This window comes from Pseudomonas spartinae, from assembly GCF_965197125.1.
In the GTDB taxonomy this organism is placed as follows: Bacteria; Pseudomonadota; Gammaproteobacteria; order Pseudomonadales; family Pseudomonadaceae; genus Aquipseudomonas; species Aquipseudomonas composti_A.
Genome location: NZ_CBDAMB010000002.1, coordinates 634,279 through 649,899, shown reverse-complemented (window position 1 = coordinate 649,899; position 15,621 = coordinate 634,279). Strand labels below are relative to the sequence as shown.

11 protein-coding genes are annotated in these 15,621 nt (G+C 63.8%); 6 read left to right on the top strand and 5 right to left on the bottom strand.

Annotation, left to right across the window (positions count from 1 at the left end; genetic code table 11):
* Positions 1-108: 108 nt before the first annotated feature.
* From ACN8M7_RS06810 to ACN8M7_RS06800, 3 genes are all read left to right on the top strand, one after another.
* Entirely contained in the window at positions 109-2,028 is a 1,920-nt protein-coding gene (locus tag ACN8M7_RS06810) for a DUF294 nucleotidyltransferase-like domain-containing protein (protein WP_061238735.1), read from the top strand.
* A complete protein-coding gene (locus tag ACN8M7_RS06805; RefSeq protein WP_061238736.1) occupies positions 2,025-2,732 on the top strand; it encodes a 3'-5' exonuclease in 708 nt (235 codons plus the stop codon). Before ACN8M7_RS06810 ends, ACN8M7_RS06805 begins: the two co-directional genes overlap by 4 nt.
* A gap of 289 nt (positions 2,733-3,021) precedes the next feature.
* On the top strand, positions 3,022-3,183 hold the full coding sequence (locus ACN8M7_RS06800) for a DUF2986 domain-containing protein (protein WP_490260218.1): 162 nt from the start codon (positions 3,022-3,024) through the stop codon (positions 3,181-3,183).
* A gap of 99 nt (positions 3,184-3,282) precedes the next feature.
* Here the strand turns inward: ACN8M7_RS06800 and ACN8M7_RS06795 are convergent, their stop codons facing one another.
* Positions 3,283-4,185, bottom strand: a complete 903-nt coding sequence (locus tag ACN8M7_RS06795) for a LysR family transcriptional regulator (RefSeq protein ID WP_490260217.1) — start codon at positions 4,183-4,185, stop codon at positions 3,283-3,285.
* A gap of 143 nt (positions 4,186-4,328) precedes the next feature.
* Here ACN8M7_RS06795 and ACN8M7_RS06790 point away from each other — a divergent pair, with 143 nt between their 5' ends.
* Positions 4,329-5,717: an L-serine ammonia-lyase gene (locus ACN8M7_RS06790; protein ID WP_061238738.1), complete on the top strand. Its 1,389-nt coding sequence runs from the start codon at positions 4,329-4,331 to the stop codon at positions 5,715-5,717.
* A 422-nt stretch (positions 5,718-6,139) separates the two neighbouring features.
* On the opposite strand, the gene ACN8M7_RS06785 is transcribed toward ACN8M7_RS06790, so the two are convergent.
* On the bottom strand, positions 6,140-7,792 hold the full coding sequence (locus tag ACN8M7_RS06785; protein WP_490260216.1) for a BCCT family transporter: 1,653 nt from the start codon (positions 7,790-7,792) through the stop codon (positions 6,140-6,142).
* Positions 7,793-7,984: 192 nt separating this feature from the next.
* Positions 7,985-9,652, bottom strand: a complete 1,668-nt coding sequence (locus ACN8M7_RS06780; protein ID WP_061238740.1) for a BCCT family transporter — start codon at positions 9,650-9,652, stop codon at positions 7,985-7,987.
* Positions 9,653-9,977: 325 nt separating this feature from the next.
* Here ACN8M7_RS06780 and cls point away from each other — a divergent pair, with 325 nt between their 5' ends.
* The gene (gene cls / locus ACN8M7_RS06775; RefSeq protein ID WP_490260215.1) at positions 9,978-11,423 is read left to right on the top strand and encodes a cardiolipin synthase; all 1,446 of its coding nucleotides are present in this window, start codon (positions 9,978-9,980) and stop codon (positions 11,421-11,423) included.
* 58 nt (positions 11,424-11,481) lie between these two features.
* Positions 11,482-12,207 (top strand): substrate-binding periplasmic protein, encoded by a 726-nt coding sequence (locus ACN8M7_RS06770; RefSeq protein WP_490260214.1) that lies wholly within the window; start codon positions 11,482-11,484, stop codon positions 12,205-12,207.
* Here the strand turns inward: ACN8M7_RS06770 and ACN8M7_RS06765 are convergent.
* Together ACN8M7_RS06765 and ACN8M7_RS06760 are read right to left on the bottom strand one after the other, a co-directional pair.
* Positions 12,190-13,401 (bottom strand): PepSY-associated TM helix domain-containing protein, encoded by a 1,212-nt coding sequence (locus tag ACN8M7_RS06765; protein WP_490260213.1) that lies wholly within the window; start codon positions 13,399-13,401, stop codon positions 12,190-12,192. The two genes, ACN8M7_RS06770 and ACN8M7_RS06765, sit on opposite strands and share 18 nt — an antisense overlap.
* Before the next feature lie 50 nt (positions 13,402-13,451).
* The gene (locus ACN8M7_RS06760) at positions 13,452-15,587 is read right to left on the bottom strand and encodes a TonB-dependent siderophore receptor (RefSeq protein WP_490260212.1); all 2,136 of its coding nucleotides are present in this window, start codon (positions 15,585-15,587) and stop codon (positions 13,452-13,454) included.
* Positions 15,588-15,621 lie beyond the last annotated feature (34 nt).

Below are 15,621 nucleotides of genomic sequence, written 5' to 3'. Positions count from 1 at the left end.
CCTTGTTGAGTCTGTTGTGACAGCCATTGTCCTCATAGCGACACCCCGGGAGGACATCCTATCGATATGCTCGTATCCTCTAATGCCAGCCTGCCAGCGAGGTCCACCATGCAGATCGAGCTGATCGAGATCCGCGATCACCTTAATCGCTTCGCCCCTTTCGATAACCTGCCGGAGCAAACGCTCGACGAGATCGCTCGTCAAGTGCAGGTTGGCTATTTCAAGGCCGGCAGCGAGATTCTCGCCGCTGGCGCGCCGATTCATGAGCTGCATTACGTGCGCAGCGGCGCGGTGGAGACCCATCGCCGCGGGGGCGAATTGCACAATCGCCTGACCGAGGGCGATATCTTCGGCCAGGCCGGCCTGCTGCGGGGCAACAAGGTACGCCTGGGTGCCAGGGCACTGGAAGACAGCCTGATCTATTTCATCCCCGGCCCACTGTTTCAGCAGCTCTGCGATCAGTTCGACAGCTTCGCCGACTTCGTCGAGGCCGAAGGCCAATCGCGACTCAAATCGGCCCTCGAGGACAGTCACGGCAAAGCCAGCGAGCTGATGAAGATCAAGGTACGCAAGCTGATCGGCCGCTCGCCGGTCAGCGTGCCGCTGGACATGTCCGTACAGCAGGTGGCGAAGGTGATGAGCGAGCAGAGCGTGTCCTCGGTGATCATCGTCAACCCCAGCAGGCGCTGGCCCAACCCGGCGCAGGTGCAGGTGGCCGATCAGCAGAATCAGGTGATGGCCGGGATCCTCACCGACCGCGACCTGCGCGTGCGTGTGCTGGCCGAAGGGCTGCCAGGCGACACCCCGGTGAGCCAGGTGATGACCCCAGGGCCGGTCACCGTGCAGGCCGACGAGTCGGTGTTCGAGGCCATGCTGTGCATGCTGCGCAACAACATCCACCACCTGCCCGTGCTGCAGCGGCGTCGCCCGGTGGGCATGATCTCGCTGGCCGACGTCATTCGCTATGAGTCGCGCAGCAGCCTCTATCTGGTCAACAGCATCTTCAACAAGGACTCCGTCGAGGGCCTCAAGAACCTGTTGCCTGACCTGCACGCCACCTTCGTGCGCATGGTCGCCGACGATGCCAGCGCACACATGGTCGGCCGCGCCATGAGCAGCATCGGCCGTGCCTTCACCCGTCGCCTGCTGATCCTCGCCGAAGAGAAGCTCGGCCCGCCGCCAGTGCCTTACTGCTTCATGATCGCCGGCTCGATGGCCCGCGATGAGCAACTGCTACTCACCGATCAGGACAATGCCCTGGTACTCGACGACAGCTTCGACCCGGAACTGCATGACCCCTACTTCGCGGAAATGGCGCAGTTCGTCAGCAACGGCCTGTCTGCCTGCGGCTACGCCTACTGCAAGGGCGGGATCATGGCCAGCAACTCGAAGTGGCGCCAGCCACTGAAGGTCTGGCGGCAATACTTCAGCGAGTGGATCGAACGACCCAACCCGGAAACCCTGCTCAACAGCAGCATCTTCTTCGACCTCGATGGCGTGTACGGCAAGACCGCGCTGGTGGAGAACCTCAAGGAAATGCTGGCAGAAAAGGCCAGCGCCACGCCGGCCTTCCTCGCCGCGCTGGCGCGCAATGCGCTCAACCGCACGCCGCCGCTGGGCTTCTTCCGCACCTTCGTGATGGAAACCGATGGCCGGCAGAAGAACATCATCAACCTCAAGGGCCGTGGCACGGCGCCGCTGACCGACCTGATCCGCGTGCATGCCCTGGCCTGCGGTTCCAAGGCGCAGAACTCGCTGGAGCGCCTCGACGCCATCGCCGCCACCAAACTGCTGCCGCAGGAAGCCCTCGATCATCTGCGCTACGCCTTCGAGTTCCTCAGCCTGGTGCGCATCCGCCACCAGGCACGTGAGGTGGAAGCCGGCAACCCACCCGATAACTATGTCGAACCGGAAAAATTCAGCTCCAGCGAACGCCACCACCTCAAGGAAGCCTTCCAGGTAGTGAGCAACGCGCAGAAATTCCTGCGCTTCCGCTACCCGGCCCAGCCTCTGGCGCGTCCGCAATGAGTGATTGTCAGACCCTAGACTGGCCGCAACGCTTCGCCGAGCTCGCGGCCAGCAGCAATGACGAACGCCTGCGCGCCTACTACGGCGCCGGTTGCATCGCCGCCGACACGCCCCTGGCCGAGGTGCCGCTGGTAGCACTGGACGTGGAAACCACCGGCCTCGACCCGCGCGAGCACGCCATCGTCAGCCTCGGCCTGGTGCCGCTGGATCTGCAGCGCATCCGCTGCGCCGAGTCGCGTTACTGGGTGGTCAAGCCCACCAGCGAGCTGAGCGCCGAGTCGGTGACCTTCCACCACATCACCCACTCCGATGTCCGCCATGCCCCGCGCCTGGCTCATGTACTGGATGAATTGCTCGAAGCCTTGGCCGGCAAGGTAGTAGTGGCGCACTACCGCAAGATCGAGCGCAACTTCCTCGACCAGGCCCTGCGCCAGCACCTGGGCGAAGGGCTGCTCTTCCCGATCATCGACACCATGGAGCTGGAAGCCCGGGTGCACCCCAAACGTAGCGTCAACTGGTGGGACCGCCTGCGTGGTCGCGAGCGCATCTCCATCCGCCTGGCCGACAGCCGCCTGCGCTACGGCTTGCCGCTGTATTCCGCGCACCATGCGCTGACCGATGCACTGGCCTGTGGAGAACTGCTGCAGGCGCAGGTGGCGGCGCACTATCCGGCGCATACGCCCGTGGGGGCGGTCTGGAGCTGATCGCCCCGGGGCGACGCTTTTTATTCGCGCATGCCGGCCGCTGCCGGCGCACAGGCCGATCTCATCGCACGGGCACGTCCGGGCATCGGTCTAGGCAGGCAGCTCAGCTCCAATGCTGCCGCCCTGCACTGCAAAAGGTGTCTTGATCGCCTCCAGGCTCCATGTGTAAAAGCATCCGGAACGCTCTGCGCTAATTCGGCTCGCACCAGTCGCGGTGCGATGCGTTACAAGCGCAGATACCCACACCAGGTATGGGCACCATCAATTCAGGGCAACGCAGACCAACACCATGAATCGCCGCAAAAAGATCAAGCAACTACTCGAAGCCCACGCCAAGAAGGCCAACGCCAAGCTCGCCCCAAAAAACAACAAGCCCAGGTACATCAGCAAGGCTGACAGGGCGAAGTTGGAGGCTGAAGCGGTTCAAGAGCCTTTCGCGCCCAGTGAGTAAAAACCGGATAGACGGATGATGGGGCGCACGTAGAGCGTGGGGCCCGTCGAAAAGCCAAGAGCATCGCGGCTGAAGCCGCTCCTACCCGGCCGTACGGGGCTAACCCAGCACTCTGTCGGCGGTGTAGACCGCTTCGTCGAGGAAGACGTTGACCGCCGGATGATCGCGCTCGCCCTTGCGGTAGGCGAGGAACACGCCGCGCTGGATATCCGGCAGCAGAGGCACGGCGATGACGCCGGGCAGCGGGCGCACCAGGCGCAGGCCGGAGACGATGGAGATGGAGTTGCCCGAAGCGACCATGGCCGCGACCATCTCGAAGCCGGCGCAGTGGGCGTTGATGCGCGGGGCAAAGCCGGAGCGGCGGCACAGGTTGGCGATGAACTCACCGAAGGAGCTGCCGCTGGAGTCCAGTGCCCAGGCTTCGTCGCGCAGGTCAGCGACGGTCAGGCTGTCGCGCCCGGCCAGGGCATGGTCGATGGGCAGCAGCACATGCAACAGATCCTGGGTCAGGGGAATCAGCGCGTAATGCTCGCGGTTCTCGTCCGGGGTCACGGCCAGGTCGTCGATCACCGCCACGTCGATCTGCCAGGAGCCCAGAGCGCTGAGGCTTTCCTGCGGCTCCAGATCCAGCACCACCACATTCAACCGAGGGTAAGCACCGCGTAGCGCGCGCACGGTTTCCGCGATCACCGCCACGGCGATCGAAGGGAAGGCCGCCACGCGCAGTTCGCCGGCAATTTCCCCGCGCAGCAGCGCCAGCTCGGAACGCGCTTCGTCGAGCACCACGAGGATGCGCTCGGCATGCGCCACCAGACGCTCACCGGCCGGCGTCAGCACCACACCGCGCCCACGCCGCTCGATCAATGCCACGTCGACTTCGCGTTCGAGCTGGGCGACCTGCTGCGACACCGCCGAGGGTGTCAGGTGCAGCGACTCGGCAGCGGCCGCCATGGTACGGCAGCGGGCCAGTTCGCGCAGGGTTCGCAGGCGGGTGATGTCCATGGCGCAATCTCAATAGTTAAGTGACGCTAACGAATACGTTAAAAATAAATCAGTATACATAATGATATGGCCGTTCTTAGATAGGACATCCGCACGCGCGTAACCGGGCGCGTGTTCATTCAATCGACAAGAAGATCTCCGCCATGGCTATCAGCGTTTTTGACCTGTTCAAAGTGGGTATCGGCCCGTCCAGCTCTCACACCGTCGGCCCGATGCGCGCCGCCGCGCTGTTCACCCACGCCCTGGAAAACCACGAGCACATGCCCAAGGTGACCCGTGTGGTCGCCGAGCTGTACGGCTCGCTGGGCGCCACCGGCAAGGGCCATGGCAGTGACAAGGCGGTACTGCTCGGCCTCAGCGGCCATGAGCCGGATACCGTCAACGTCGATCAGGTGCCCGAGTACATCGAGGCCATCCGTCGCGACAAGCGCATCGTCCTGGCCGGCAAGCATGCCGTGGCCTTCGATGAGAAAGCCGACCTGAAGATGTTCCGCAAGGCGCTGCCCCTGCATGCCAACGGCCTGCGCTTCGCCGCCTTCGATGCCGCCGGCATCCAGCTGCACGAGGCCACCTACTACTCGGTCGGCGGCGGCTTCGTGGTCAGCGAGGCGGTGCTGGCCGATGGCAGCAAGCAGAAGATCATCGCCCCGGACGCCACCTCGCTGCCGCTGCCCTTCCGCAGCGGCGCCGATCTGCTCAAGCTGACCCGCGAGCACGGCATCGGCATCGCCGAAGTGATGCGCCGTAACGAGCGCCACTGGCGCACGGACGAAGAGACCGACACCGGTCTGCTGAACATCTGGAAGGTGATGCAGGCCTGTGTGGATCGTGGCTGCCGCACCGAGGGCATCCTCGCTGGCGGCTTCAAGGTACGCCGCCGCGCCGCCATCCTGGCGCGCAAGCTGGGCGGTTTCCAACGCAGCTACATCGAAGACCCGCTGCGCATGCTCGACTGGGTCAATCTCTGGGCGCTGGCGGTGAACGAAGAAAACGCCGCTGGTGGCCGCGTGGTCACCGCACCGACCAACGGCGCCGCCGGCATCGTCCCGGCGGTGCTGCACTACTACGCCAATGCCATTTCCGGCGCCAACGAGCGCGGCATCATCGACTTCCTGCTGACCGCCGGCGCCATCGGCATCCTGTACAAGGAAAACGCCTCGATCAGCGGCGCTGAAGTGGGCTGCCAGGGCGAAGTGGGCGTGGCCTGTTCGATGGCTGCCGGCGCGCTGTGTGCGGTACTGGGCGGCACCCCGGAGCAGGTCGAGAACGCCGCCGAGATCGGCATGGAACACCACCTGGGCCTGACCTGCGACCCGGTCGGCGGCCTGGTGCAGATCCCCTGCATTGAGCGCAACGCCATCGCCTCGGTGAAGGCGATCAACGCCGCACGCATGGCGCTGTACGGCGACGGCGCGCACTACGTGAGCCTGGACAAGGTGATCAAGACCATGCGCGAGACCGGTGCCGACATGCTGACCAAGTACAAGGAAACCGCTCGCGGCGGCCTGGCGGTGAATATCATCGAGTGCTGATGCCCAGCCAGCCCTGAAAACGCCCCGCCTAGCCGGGGCGTTTTCATTTCGGGCGGACGGTCAGCGTTGACCTCTGCCGCACACTTGCCTCGATCCCGCAGACGCAAACCTCGACCCTATGCACAGCGATGGCGGCATTCGTCGCGGGACGCAGCGCCTGCAGGCCCACCGATTTCAGCGGCCGAGTGACGAGCCTCCCGATCCGCGCTTGCGCCAGCCTGTGAGCGCACCCTGGATCAGCGTCCCCACCTGCCTACCTGACAAGCGCTGAACGCAGCACGGTGCCTCCATCAGCGCAGCAACTGCAGCAGCGGAGAAGGGTCTCGCCTCGGTCTACCCCTAAACGAAAACGCCCCTATCTTGCGATAGAGGCGTTGTTGGCTGAACCCGGCTGCGCACTGCAGCCGAGCGTAGCGATGCGCTTAGCGCGGTTCGCTCATCAACCCCTTGACGATCGCCACGCAGCCGACCAGCAGCACGATGGTGAACGGCAGGCCGGTGGAAACCGCCATGGCCTGCAGGGCCACCAGGCCTCCGCCGAGCAACAGGGCCACGGCCAGGGCGCCTTCCATGATCACCCAGAACACCTTCTGCGAAACCGGCGAGTTGATCTTGCCGCCAGCGGTGATGGTGTCGATTACCAGCGAACCGGAGTCCGACGAGGTGATGAAGAACAGCACCACCAGCACGATGGCGATGAAGGAGCTGATGGCGCTGATCGGCAGCTGATCGAGCATGACGAACATTTTCAGCTCCAGTGCAGCCTGGCCCAGCTCGGTCAGACCACCGATGGCCTGGTGCAGCGCGGTGCCACCGAAGGTGCTCATCCAGATCACCGACACCAGCGACGGCACCAGCAGCACGGCAGTGAGGAACTCACGTACGGTACGGCCACGGCTGACGCGCGCGATGAACATGCCCACGAACGGCGACCAGCTGATCCACCAGGCCCAGTAGAAGGCGGTCCAGCCCTGGCTGAAGTTGGCGTCTTCACGACCCACCGGATTGGACAGCGACGGCAGGTATTGCAAATAAGCACCCAGGTTATCCAGCACACCGGTCAACAACAGCACGGTAGGGCCGGCGACCAGCACGAACGCCAGCAGTGCGAAGGCCAAACCCATGTTGATTTCGGAGAGGATCTTCACACCCTTGTCCACACCAGTGAGTACCGAGCACAGCGCGATCAGGGTGATCACGGTGATCAGCAGCACCTTGGTGGTAGTGTCGGCCGGCAGGCCGAACAGCGCGTGCAGGCCAGCGGTAGCCTGCTCGGCGCCCAGGCCCAGAGAGGTCACCAGACCGAACAGGGTGGCGAACACCGCCAGGATGTCGATGACGTGGCCCGGCCAGCCCCACACGCGCTCACCGAGCAGCGGGAAGAAGATCGAGCGGAACGACAGCGGCAGACCCTTGTTGAACGAGAACAGCGCCAGTGCCAGAGCGACGATGGCGTAGATCGCCCAGGGGTGCAGGCCCCAGTGGAAGATGGTGGTGGCCATGCTCAGGCGCGCCGCTTCGGCGGAGTTGCCAGCAGCCCCACCAAGCGGTGCCCAGTCGGTACGCACGCCATTGGCATCCACGGCCGTACCGCCGAGGGCGGTGCCGTAGTGCGACATCGGCTCGGCAACGCCGTAGAACATCAGGCCGATACCCATGCCTGCGGCGAACAGCATGGCGAACCAGGAAAAGTAGGAGTAATCGGGACGGGCCAGGGTGCCGCCCAAACGCACCTTGCCCAGCGGCGAAACGATCAGGCCCAGGCACAACAGCACGAAGATGTTGGCCGAACCGATGAAGAACCAGGAGAGGTGCACTGTCAGCCAGTCACGCACGGCCTTGAACAGCGGCTCCACCTGATCGTGCATGGCCAGCGCCAGCGCGACGAAGATGAGTGCGGCCACCGCCGATATCAGGAATACCACACCGTGGATATCGAGGTTGACCAGATAACGGCCACGGATGTTGTCCTGGCCAACCACATAGTCGGTGTCAATGAGATTGACGGCGCCGCTAGGGGCGGGAATACCGTCTGCGGATGAATCTTTCTTGCGGGATACGGGGCCTTGGCTCAAGGGGCTGCTCCTTCTTTTTTTACTCGCGAGCAATGCGGCGACCGCCGCTGCTATACGCGGATGCTGACGCTATCAGAAGGAAAATCGGCTCTGCGCTGCGCAAGCGGCGCAGGCTTTCCCATTAACGACCGCAAGGCGGGAATGAAAAAGCGCGCCGATGGGCGCGCTCTTTTCAGTGGTGTGCAGCAAGCTTCATCGAGGCTCGCTCATCAACCCCTTGACGATGGAAATACAGCCCACCAGCAGCACGATGGTGAACGGCAACCCGGTCGACACAGCCATCGCCTGCAGCGCCACCAGGCCGCCGCCGAGCAACAGGGCAATGGCGATGACGCCCTCGATGCTGGCCCAGAACACGCGCTGCGGTACCGGCGCATTGACCTTGCCGCCAGCGGTGATGGTGTCGATCACCAGCGAGCCGGAGTCCGACGAGGTGATGAAGAACACCACCACCAGCACGATGCCGATGAACGAGGTGATGCTGGTCAGCGGCATTTCACCGAGCATGCTGAACAGCTTCAGCTCCAGGCCGGCGTTCTGCGCACCGGTGAAACCATCGACCAGCAGCTGGTTGATGGCGGTACCCCCGAAGGCGGTCATCCACAGCACCGACACCAGCGACGGTACCAGCAGCACGGCCGTGAGGAACTCACGCACGGTACGGCCACGGCTGACGCGCGCGATGAACATACCCACGAACGGCGACCAGCTGATCCACCAGGCCCAGTAGAAGGCGGTCCAGCCCTGGCTGAAGTTGACGTCCTCACGACCAACCGGATTGGCCAGCGCCGGCAGGTACTGCAGGTATGCGCCGAGGTTCTTGAAGAAGTCGGTGAAGATCACCAGGGTCGGCCCGGCGATGATGACGAACAGCAACAGAGCCATGGCCAGGCCCATGTTGATCTCCGACAGGCGCTTGACCCCCTTGTCCAGGCCGGCGACGACCGAGGCCAGGGCGATCATGGTGATGGCGATGATCAACAGCACCTTGGTGGTATCCGTGGCCGGAATGCCGAACAGGTACTCCACCCCGGCAGCCGCCTGTTCGGCGCCCAGACCGAGCGAAGTGACCAGACCGAACAGGGTGGCGAACACCGCGAGAATGTCGACGATATGCCCGGGCCAGCCCCACACGCGCTCGCCGAGGATCGGGTAGAAAATCGAACGGATCGACAGCGGCAGGCCCTTGTTGAACGAGAACAGCGCCAGTGCCAGTGCGACGATGGCGTAGATCGCCCAGGGGTGCAGACCCCAGTGGAAGATGGTCGCGGCCATGCCCAGGCGCACCGCTTCCTCGGCGTTGCCTGCGGCGCCACCCAGTGGTGCCCAGTCGGTACGCACACCATCCGCCCCGACGCTGATGCCGCCCATCGCCGAGCTGTAATGCGACATCGGCTCGGAGACACCGTAGAACATCAGGCCGATGCCCATACCGGCAGCGAAGAGCATGGAGAACCAGCCCATGTAGGTGTAATCGGGGGTGGCATCCTTGCCGCCCAGACGCACCCTGCCCAACGGCGAGACGATCAGGCCCAGGCTGAGCAGGACGAAAATGTTGGCGGCGCCGATGAAGAACCAGGCCATGTGGTGGGTCAGCCAGTCGCGCACACCACTGAACAGCGGTTCGACCTGATTCTGCAGAGCCAGGGCGAGGATCACGAAGATCACCGCAACCAGCGCGGAGATGGTGAAGACCTTGCCGTGGATATCCAGCGAGAAGATGAACTGGCCTTTGATGTTGTCCTGGCCGATGACGTAATCGGTATCGATCAGATTGGCTTCACCGGTCGGCGCCGGGATGCCCTCGTGGGTTTCCGCTGCGGATGGCGGGGTCGTTTCATTCGAAGGGACGTTTCCCATATCTTGGCGTGCTCCTTGATGCGTTGACTCGCTAGACGAGCGTGAACAGGACAGATGCCCTCCTCTTATTAAGTGACGCCCCACACAGGCAGCCCTGAAAATCATCCGGTCTTCAGAGGCCTCCCAAGCGAGCCGTACTGGAAAAGGTAACACATGAATTCCGTTCACTCGGCTCCACAGACACATGAAAAGCCCGAATAATTCCCCAGAAGGTGGCAATCTGCCCGGTACTGCCACGCCACGAAACACCGTGGCAGGATGAACGTACAACGCTCTGCCACCGTCGTAGTCACTAGCACACGGCCCGTACAAAGGAAGACCCTGCATGCTCGCGGATTTCGGCATTCCCCATCTGTTCGCCTACCTGATCGCCACCATTCACAGCCTCGGCGTGGTGGCCGCGATCCACGCCGTGCTGACCGTCCGCACCGCCCAGGGCGCACTGGCCTGGGGCCTGTCGCTGTTCTTCATGCCTTACCTGACACTGCTGCCGTATCTGGTGTTCGGGCGCAGCCGCTTCGACGCCTACGTCAAGGCGCGGCGCCAAGCCGATCAGGAAATGCGCCTGGCGATGACCGAGCAGGACTGGCGCCCCTGGGTCGAGGAAGCCAAGGCTGCCCATCTGTCGCCCGCCTACAACCGCCTCCGCGCCCTGCCCCGCCTGTCGCATCTGCCTGGCCTGACCGGCAACCGCGTCGAGTTGCTGATCGACGGCGAGGCCACCTTCACCGCGATCCTCAAGGCACTGGCCAGCGCACAGCAGGTGATTCTGCTGCAGTTTTTCATCATCCGCGACGACGCCCTCGGCCAGCGCCTGCGCGACGTGCTGCTGGAGCGTGCGGCCGCCGGCGTTCGGGTGCATGTGCTGTACGACGGCGTCGGCAGCCACTCGCTGCCCCGCGCCTACATCGACCACCTGCGCCGCGGCGGCGTAGAGGTGCATGCCTTCCCCACTCGTTCCGGGTTGTTCAACCGCTTCCAGCTGAATTTTCGCAACCACCGCAAGATCGTCGTGGTCGACGGCGAGATCGGTTTTCTCGGCGGGCTCAACGTCGGCATCGAATACCTCGGGCAGAAGCCGCCCCTGGCGCCCTGGCGCGACACCCATGTGGAAGTGCGCGGGCCGGTGGTGGCGAGCCTGCAGGAAGCCTTCGCCGAAGACTGGTACTGGGCCTGCAAGCGATTGCCACCGCTGCTGATGCCGAGCAAGCAGGACGAGCCTGGCATGCTCTGCCAGGTGGTCGCCAGCGGCCCGGCCGACCCGCAGGAAACCTGCTCGCTGCTGTTCGTCGAGGCGCTGCATGCGGCGCGTGAGCGGGTCTGGCTGAGCAGCCCCTACTTCGTCCCCGATGAAGCCCTGTTCGCCGCCTTGCGCCTGGCGGTGATGCGCGGCGTCGACGTGCGCCTGCTGCTGCCGGCGCGCCCCGACCATCGCATCGTCTATGCCGCCTCCAGCCTGTATGCCTTCGAAGCCCTGCGCGCTGGCGTGCGCGTCTTTCGCTACCAGCCGGGCTTCCTGCACCAGAAGGCCCTGCTGATCGACCATGACGCCAGCATGCTGGGCAGCGCCAACCTGGACAATCGTTCCTTCCGCCTGAATTTCGAAGTCAGCCTGCTGACCTTCGACGAAGGCTTCAATGCCCGGGTCGCCGCCATGCTGGAAGACGACTTCAGCCGCTCACGCGAGTTGGTCAACGCCGACCGGCGCAACCTGCACCGTCTGCAGCAACTGGGCATGCGCGTGGCGCGCCTGATCTCGCCGATTCTCTGAGGCACGACTATGGTTAGGGGGCCAGCCGCTGTTAGCTGTCAGCGAGATCCAGCCTGCCATGACCAGATGCTTCGCCCTGCTGCTCTGCCTGATCGCTCTGCCTGCCGCGGCGCAGGAAGAGATTCGTGTCGGCGTCGAACTGCAGCCCTACCAGCCCTACTCCGATGTGGAGAACGGCGAGTACCGCGGCTACGCCCGCGACCTGCTGGACGCCTTCGCCGCCGAATACGGCTACCGCTTCGTCTACACGCCGCTGCCGGTTAGGCGCCTGCTCAGTGATTTCCTCTCGGGCCGGGTCGACCTCAAGTTTCCCGATCACCCGCAATGGAACGCCGATCAGAAAGCCGGCTATGACATCCACTACAGCCATCCGGCAGCGCCCTATATCGACGGGATTCTGCTGAAGCCGCAGCGCCTCGGCCAGGACCTGCAACGTATCGAACTGCTCGGTACGCAGAATGGCTTCACGCCCTGGCCCTACCTACCGGACATCCGCGCCGGGCGCATTCGCCTGATCCAGGCCAACCAGATCGAATCACTGCTGCGCATGGCCAGCAGCGACCGCGTCGACGCCGTCTACCTCAACCCCAAGGTCGTGGCGCATCAACTGAGGCAGATGCACATGGCGCCAGACAGCCTGGTGTACGACCCCTCGCTGCCGCATGTGCAAGACCACTACTACCTGTCGAGCATCCGCCATCCGCAGCTGATCGAGGCGTTCAACCGCTTCCTCGAAGAACGCGCCGATCAGGTCGCCGAACTTCGTTTACGCCACGGCTTGTGAAGCGCAACGCAGACGCTGCTCGGCGAGCACACGCGAGCGGCGCTTCCTGGCCCAGATCACCACGCCGGTGAGCGACAGACCGGCAACGGCCAGCCCCAGCAACGACACCAGAATCCGCCCCGGCAGGCCGATGATGCGCCCGGAATGCAGGGGGAACTGCGCCTGCAGGAAGATATCACCGGCGCTGCCAGTACCCGGCACATGCGCGCCAGCCAGTTCGCCACTGCGGCTATCGACATAGAGCCAGGGGTTGCCCAGACCGGCATCACCGTGGTCATCGCCCAGCTCGTAGAAGCCGACGCCATAGACGCCGAATTCGGCCGAATGGAACAGCGCAGCCGCCGGTGCCTGCCAGCCCAGCCGCCGCGCTTCGGCATCGGCAATGGCGATGGCCTGGCGACGGTCGATCTGCGGCACGATCTGCGTGTCCAGCGTCACCGGCGTGCGGCTGGCGAAGGGGCTCGGTGTCAGCGGCGAGAACAGCTCCACCAACGGCCGCACCACCTGGCGTTCGAGGTTCATCGATACCGAGGTAACCGCCAGGATCAGCAGCAGCAGCCAGATCCACACGCCACCGGAACGGTGCAGGTCGAAGTTGAGCTTGTAGCCACCCTGGCGCCAGCGAAAGGCGAACGACTTGCGCCAGCTGCGCAGATTGGGGAACGACAGCCACAGCGCGACCAGGCAATCGAGGCACCAGACGATGGCGACGATGCCGAACAGCAGCACGCCCAGCTCGATACCAAAGCCATCGGGGATATGCAGGCTGTAATGCAGCTTGTAGAGAAACGGCAGCAGGTTCTCCCGGCTCAGGGAAATCGCCCCCCACTCGCGCTGCCCCTGGACATCACCGCTGACCGGATCGATGCCAAGTTGATTGAAACTCAGATCAAAGGCCTTGCCGGTGGCCGGATCGATACGTGGATCGACGAAGATACCCAGCGCATGACCAGGCTCCAGCGCCAACGGCATGAAGCTCACCTGCAGGCGCGGGTCGCGTGCTTCCAGAGCATCCACCAGCTGCAGCGGGTCCTGCGCCGGCCCTGCGCTTTGCGCATCGAACAGGTGCGGGTTGAGCCACTCGTCCAGTTCGTGATCCCAGGAAATGACAGCGCCGGTCAAGCCGGCGGTGAACAGGAACAGGGCGATGAACAGGCCGCACCAGCGGTGCAGCAGTACCAGAATCGGGCGCATCGAATTCTCTCGTCGACGAACATGGCCGCCCTCGCGGGCGGCCCTGGCGATCAGTATTTCCAGGTCAGGGTCGCACTGAGGTTACGTGGAGCACCGTAGTAGGCCTGGCTCCAGTAAAGGCTGGTCAGGTACTTCTCATCGGTGAGGTTGTTGAGGTTGGCCGACACGCTCCAGTTCGGGTCGATGTCGTAGCTGGCCATCAGGTCGACCACGGCGTAGGCCTTCTGCTTGGCGTCGGCGCTACCGATGGAGGTCCGACCGTCGTCGGCCGTCAGTGGTACGGCGATCTTGATATCGTCCTGCCAACGCACGGCGGCGCCGATCTTGAGCTTCTCCATACCCGGGATACGGTAACTCGCAGCCGTCTTGATCATGTGCTTGGGCGAATAGGTCACGGCGTGCCCGCCGTCGGCATTGGTGATGTCGACGAAGGTGTAGCCGGCGCTGAGCTGCAGGCCGTCCAGTGGCTCGCCAGAGAACTCCAGCTCATAGCCTTCGCTGGTCAGGCCTTCGATGGCGCGGTAGTAGGCAACCGAACCTCTCATGCCGGCCTGCTCGGCGAAGTTGTCCTGTTCGGTACGGAACACCGCCAGGGATACGTTGACCTTGTCGTCGAACAGCTCACCCTTGATCCCGGCTTCGTAGTTCACCCCCTCGACCGGGGCCAGGCGTGAGCCGCCGGCATTGGTTTTGGTCTGCGGATCGAAAATCTCGGTATAGCTGGCATAGACCGAGTACTGATCGGTGATGTCGTAAACGATGCCAGCGTAGGGCACCACCTTGCCGCTGTTCTTCGATGACTTGGCCAGGCCGTAATTGGTGCCGTCACTCTTCACATCGACCACACGAGCACCAGTGATAAGGCTCAGATCGTCGGTCAGGCTCCAGCGAGCCGCACCGTAGACGCTCTTCATGCGGTCGGTGAAATCACTGCCGGCACTGCCGTTGTCATTGCGCGGTTTCGTGTAATCGCCACTCCAGTCTTCCAGGGGCGGCAGCATGGTGCCTTGGCTTAGGTCGTACCAGGAGCGGTCCTCCAGCTCGGAGCGCGACCAACTGCCGCCGAAGGTCGCTTCATGCTGACGACCGCCCAGATTGAAGGGCCCACTGGCCTGCACATCGACGATCAGCTGTTTGTTCTTTTCCTTGTACTCGGAGGGGTAGGAGTACAAGCCGGCGCCGGTCTGGCGGTTCGGCGTGCCGTAGATGTAGAACATCGAACCGTCGCTCTTCTTCTCGACACGAGTGAGTACGGTCTTGGCCTGCCAACCGCTGTCGAAGGTGTGGGCAAGCTCGGCGAAAGTGCGATTTTCCTGATTGTCCCAGTAGGCCCAATCGGTGGAGGTGCTGGTAGAGCGCGAATAATCGGTTTTACCACCGTCCTGATAGACCAGCGGCAACGCCCCCCACATCGGCGAGTTGGCATCACTGGTCTGCAGGGTGTGACCGAGGGTGAAGAGGGTGCGGTCATCCAGATCGAACTCCAGCACCCCATGGAAGACGTTCTTCTCACGCGAGTAGCGGTCGAGGTAGGAGTTCTTGTTTTCGTTGGCATACACCACGCGGCCGCGGATATTACCGGCATCGGTCAGCGCACCGGAGACGTCGGTGTCGATGCGGCGCTTGTCCCAGGAACCGGTTGTCAGGTCGACGCGCGCCTGTGGCGCCAACGTTGGCCGCTTGCGCACGAAGTTGACCGTCGCCGAGGGGTTGCCGGTGCCGGACATCAGGCCATTGGCGCCGCGTATGACTTCCACCCGCTCGTACATGGCAGTGTCCAGATCGCCCTCGACGTTGCCATAGACGAAGGGCACGGCGATGCCGTCGTACTGGAAGTTGGTGATGTCGAAGCCGCGCGCGGTGTAGTAGGTGCGATCCGTCTCGACCTCCTGCACCTGCACGCCCGGCACGGCCTTGAGCGCATCGTTGACGCTGCTGAGCTTGAAGTCGCGCAGTTGGGCGCCGCTCAGGGTCGAAATCGACTGCGGCGTCTGCCGCGGGGTCAGGTCGAGCTTGGTCGCAGCACTGCTGGGCGTGGATTTGTAGCTGTCGACCTCGGCCGCCGCACTATCGCCGACCACGGTCTGGGCATCGAGCTCGAGCTGCTCCCGCTCATTGGCCACGGCATGATTAAAACTGCAGGCGGCCGCAATCGCCACGGCCAGGTGGGTTCTTCTGCTGAACAAGGGACGTACTCCTGATGCGCTGTCGATAGCCGCA